Source organism: Sphaerothrix gracilis Ecp01 (assembly GCF_030405905.1).
GTDB classification, from domain to species: Bacteria; Cyanobacteriota; Cyanobacteriia; order Phormidesmidales; family Phormidesmidaceae; genus Sphaerothrix; species Sphaerothrix gracilis.
This window is the reverse complement of the sequence record NZ_JASATW010000073.1, coordinates 1-4,183: the sequence shown is the minus strand read 5'-3', so window position 1 is coordinate 4,183 and position 4,183 is coordinate 1. Positions and strand designations below refer to the sequence as shown.

Below are 4,183 nucleotides of genomic sequence, written 5' to 3'. Positions count from 1 at the left end.
TACTAATGCTATCAATAAAGCTTCAACTAAAATTGTCGTAGCCAATAGCCGATTTTCCAGCCCAAAGTACAGCCCAGAGCAAGAGCAATCCAGAAGAAAATAGACCAGGTGAGGAAGTCATGAAGTGCAAAAGCGGCAAAGAAGCCAGCTATAAGTAGCAGGCATCGCATCAAATTCATCAGATTAAAAACCTGGTAGAATACTGACTTATAATTTTATGTCGTTTCATCGAAACGGCGAGTTTTGATCCTACATTCCGCAGGTTGACAGATGATTTTCTGTATGCATTCCAATCAGGAGCGCTCGAAAGCTTTCAACAGAGAGAGTTTTGAATAATCGGACTTTCCAGATTCCATCTGCATCACTTTACAATCAGCAATGTTTGGTCGCCCAGAATCGCACCTGTTCAGAACGAGTCTTGGACGTTTCAAGGATTGAAAATCGAATGCACAATCAAAAACTAAAAGCAACCTGCGGAATGTAGGTTTGATTACTTAAAACTCTTGCGGCAGACTTGCTTCCGCCTGTTTTCTGCTCCCCTTACCGCTGCCATTACTATCGCCCTCCTCATCTGGCGGCATTGGCAGCAGCCTTTCTGCTTCTTTGAGCCGGAGCTGGAGTTGCTGTTCCATGTTGAGGTCGGGTCTGCGTTTTTGCTCGCGGCGAATCATGCGGTCGCGCACGGTTTCCCACATGCCTTCACACTCTTTTTTGAGCTTGATATCGGCTTTGGGCACGGGAAGCTGCTCGTAGTGGATGGGAAGCTGGCCGTAAGCCGGGTTGATGTAGACGCACTCTCCCACGTCAAAGCGCATCACCTCATCAGGCGTCAGCAGCTTCTTGGTACGCACCTGCTCGCTGACCGAGCGATTGCGGCCCCAGTCATCGCCGCGACTGCGGCTATAGGATTTAGTTTGAAACGTGACTTCTTCCTCACCTAGCTCGTCGGTATAGCTCCTAGCTGTATTCACGTCTCCGGGATTGAACCAGAACCTTGTCGAACAGGATGAGAGCAGCGCCTTAGCTCGTTGCTCACCATAGCTTTCAACAATCTGGGGGAACGACTGAAAGCCAAAGATACCGACAAAGCCCTTAGAGCGATGCTCGTTGGGCCAGCTCGGCGCTTGGGGCATGAAGATAGTGGGAAACTCGTCTGCGCTAAAGATAAAGGGATGCTCGCGCTGTACTGAGCAGTTGCGGTTGATGACGACGTTGATAATGGCGGCTAGCAGAGGATTAACGACATCTTGGCGGAAGATATCAGACTGCACCACTAGCATCTCTTTACGCTGGAGCACCGGCGAGATATTGGTTTGGCCCAGCAGAGAGCGCAGCAGGTCAGGGGCAATAAACCGGGTTAATACGTCAGCAGCAGTCGCCATGATGCCGGAAGCTGTCTTTTCACTAGCTCCCGCCTGAATGAACTGAGAGAAGTTGACCTGAACGAAGTAGGGCAACCTATCTTGCTTAGCGGCATACGATAACCGCTCAACTAATCCCGGAAGCTGCACCAGGCTGAAGGCCATCGCCAGGTCTGGGTACTGGGTCGATTTGGCGTACTGGAGCAAAGCCTGAATTAGCCGTTGCCCAGCAGGGCCAAAGAAAGCATCAGAGCGCCCGCTGTTGCCGCCCGTCAGATTTTTGTGAAAAACTTCGGCTAAGACCCCTGCTGTGGTGCTATCGTTCTCGTCTTCGAGAAAATCCAGCGGGTTAACGATGCCGCTATAGGCTCGCCCTGGTGCGAGAATCTGCACGTTGTAGCCATGCCGCGCCGCTAGCGTTGCTAGATAGCTGAGCTGGCCGCCCTTGCCGTACTCATCAGCTTTGTAGTCGTAGAGCAAGATGGGGTGGCCCTGCTCAATGGCCGATGTCATCATCGGGTCAATCACACTGAAGGTCTTACCAGATCCGGCTTTACCAATAACAACAGCAGAGCGATTAGCATCGGGGACATAGACCGTAGGCGGCGTGCCGTTGATGAGCGTCATGGCAGAGGCCATCAAGCCCCCTGCTTGCCACTGGCTAGGCGACCCGCACCAGAGGCAGACATCATCGGCATCACTGGAGCTGAGCTGCTTGTGTGCTCGCCTGACGGCTTTGAACTTATCTTGCCGGTTAGCCCAGCGGCCAGAGGTGAGCTGGTTTTTGCGTGGGCTAAGCAGGTTGAAGACATAGATAGCCACGACCAGACCAATGAGAATCAACCCTTGAGTGGAAAACAAGACATCTTTGATAACCTGCCACGCTTCTCTAAAGGGGCCGAAAATCGCATCCTGTAACTGGGCAAATATCATCATAGTTAAGCTTGCTGGGTTCCACGGGAATGGTGATGGGTTCTGGCTCAACTGGAGCCAAGATAGAATTTTCGATACCGATTTCACCCAGGGCAGTGAGCACGGCCATCTCTAGCCCCAGCTGATCAGCGGCTGTACGCAGTGGCGTACCGTTTCTAGCTAAGGCGATCACCTCTCTGACCTCTGTGACCACCGGATCGTTCGCCGGTGTGTAGCCCTGCTCAATAGCGATCGCTAGCCCCTGCTCAATATCCTCTAACGTGGCTTCGCCCTGGTCAGTACGGAGGACGTTGGGCCTGAGCGCCACGGTGTTGAATAGCCGTGTCTCACGGACTTCGCTAGCTGGAGCGATCGCAATGCCGTTTGACTCGGCTTGAGAAGGTCTGCCAGAGTTTTGATGTAAGTCAAACAAGTAGGTGTAGGTATTGCCCTGCTCATCGAGCGTGCTGATGACCATGTTGGGCACTGCCGACTTGGTTAGTCCCTCGAAGGGAATCGGCTGAATCAGCCGTAGTGCGACAACCTGAGCGACTCCGCTATCGATTGGTGCATTGGTGTCGTAAACGATGTGACTGAGATCACTGAGCTGAATGTAGGTGATGACTTCGCCTGTAGCCGCAAAGTCAATGATGCTATTGCGGCCTGGATAAAGATTGACTGGCGAGGTATAGAGCCTAGCCCGCTGAGCGCTGACGATGCTGGTAGCAGGTCTTGCCTGTGATGCTGCAGGTATGGGCACATCAGGCAGCACGTTGGGCCGAATCTGCTGAGCGATCGCTTTGCCGCTTGGCAGTAAGCCGCTGATAAAGAGCCAGGGAATGAGCCAGGGTAAGCGCATTAGAGAGCCACCTCCAGTAAGCCATCAACAAAGATAGAAACCTCTTCACCTTCCTCGACAATTAAATAGGGCTGAGCCGTCTCACGGTTATTTTGGGAGCGCTCAGAAAGGCGTTCGGCTGTGGGTGTAAAGAAACCTTCTAGAGCCGCGCCAAAGATATTGTCGTTGTTGCCGCTGGTAACCGTGGTCGATGTGCTGGTCGATGTGCGATTACCGGACGAACCGGAGCTAGCGGTTGTCACGGCATCAGGGGCATTAATCACCCGACCGATATTGCCAAGCGCCCCGGCCAAGCCGACTAAGAGGTCATCGCCAAAGCTACTACCGCCATCATTCTCGACTTCGGCTACCAGCGGTTTGTTGTCTTCGCCTCGTATCGTAATCACGCCCGGTTCGATGGCTTCTTGCCGAACTCTACCTGCCGCATCCTGATAGACGATGGCCACAACCGACAGGTTGATAATGTTAGCGTCGAGGATCTGAGAGATATCAGTAATCAAAACAGTGCCAGCCGCTAGAGCAACCTGCCCGTTGATATCGAGTAGCGGTGAGGTCAGCTCAACGGCAGATCTGCCACCTGTAGGCCCGTCCCCACCCGCGTAAACGACTGGAACCGTGACGTTACCTTGAGCGTAAGAGCCAATAGCGACCTGTCGTACGGTGGGCCGCTGCGGCTGAGCGGCTGGCTGAGTGCTGGCGGGTCTGCGGTTAAGAATGCCTTGAGTGCCCGGAGAAGCGGCGACCAGCTCCCCCGGATATCGCGCCTTAGTAGCATAGCTAGAGCTGCTAGCCGAGCTGAGTGGTTGCAGCGCTGCCGCGTTCTGGGCAGGCTGTTCCGGTAGCGGTACCGGATTGTCACCAATTCTGGCTGAGGGAAATGGAAACTCGTCAGACTGGCTAGATCTGCTGCCGCTGGCCGCTGGGTTACGGCCAGAACTAGAACGAGTAGGGCGAGGGCGATCGCCTGCAGTAGTGACTTCTTCCTCAAACTCCGGCTCTGGTCTGAGGGCAACTTCAGCCCCGGCTGAGCCGACGCGAGAAAGCCTAGACC

The 4,183-nt window shown here is 53.8% G+C and carries 2 protein-coding genes and 1 pseudogene; all 3 read right to left on the bottom strand.

Going from position 1 to position 4,183, the window contains the following annotated elements:
• Nucleotides 1–494: 494 nt before the first annotated feature.
• Nucleotides 495–2,297, bottom strand: a complete 1,803-nt coding sequence (locus QJQ48_RS27535; RefSeq protein ID WP_346294417.1) for a type IV secretory system conjugative DNA transfer family protein — start codon at nt 2,295–2,297, stop codon at nt 495–497.
• Entirely contained in the window at nt 2,251–3,132 is an 882-nt protein-coding gene (locus tag QJQ48_RS27530) for a hypothetical protein (RefSeq protein WP_346294416.1), read from the bottom strand. Before QJQ48_RS27530 ends, QJQ48_RS27535 begins: the two co-directional genes overlap by 47 nt.
• Nucleotides 3,132–4,183 (bottom strand): annotated as a pseudogene (locus QJQ48_RS27525) (hypothetical protein); the annotation flags it as partial. The pseudogene QJQ48_RS27525 and the gene QJQ48_RS27530, both read right to left, overlap by 1 nt.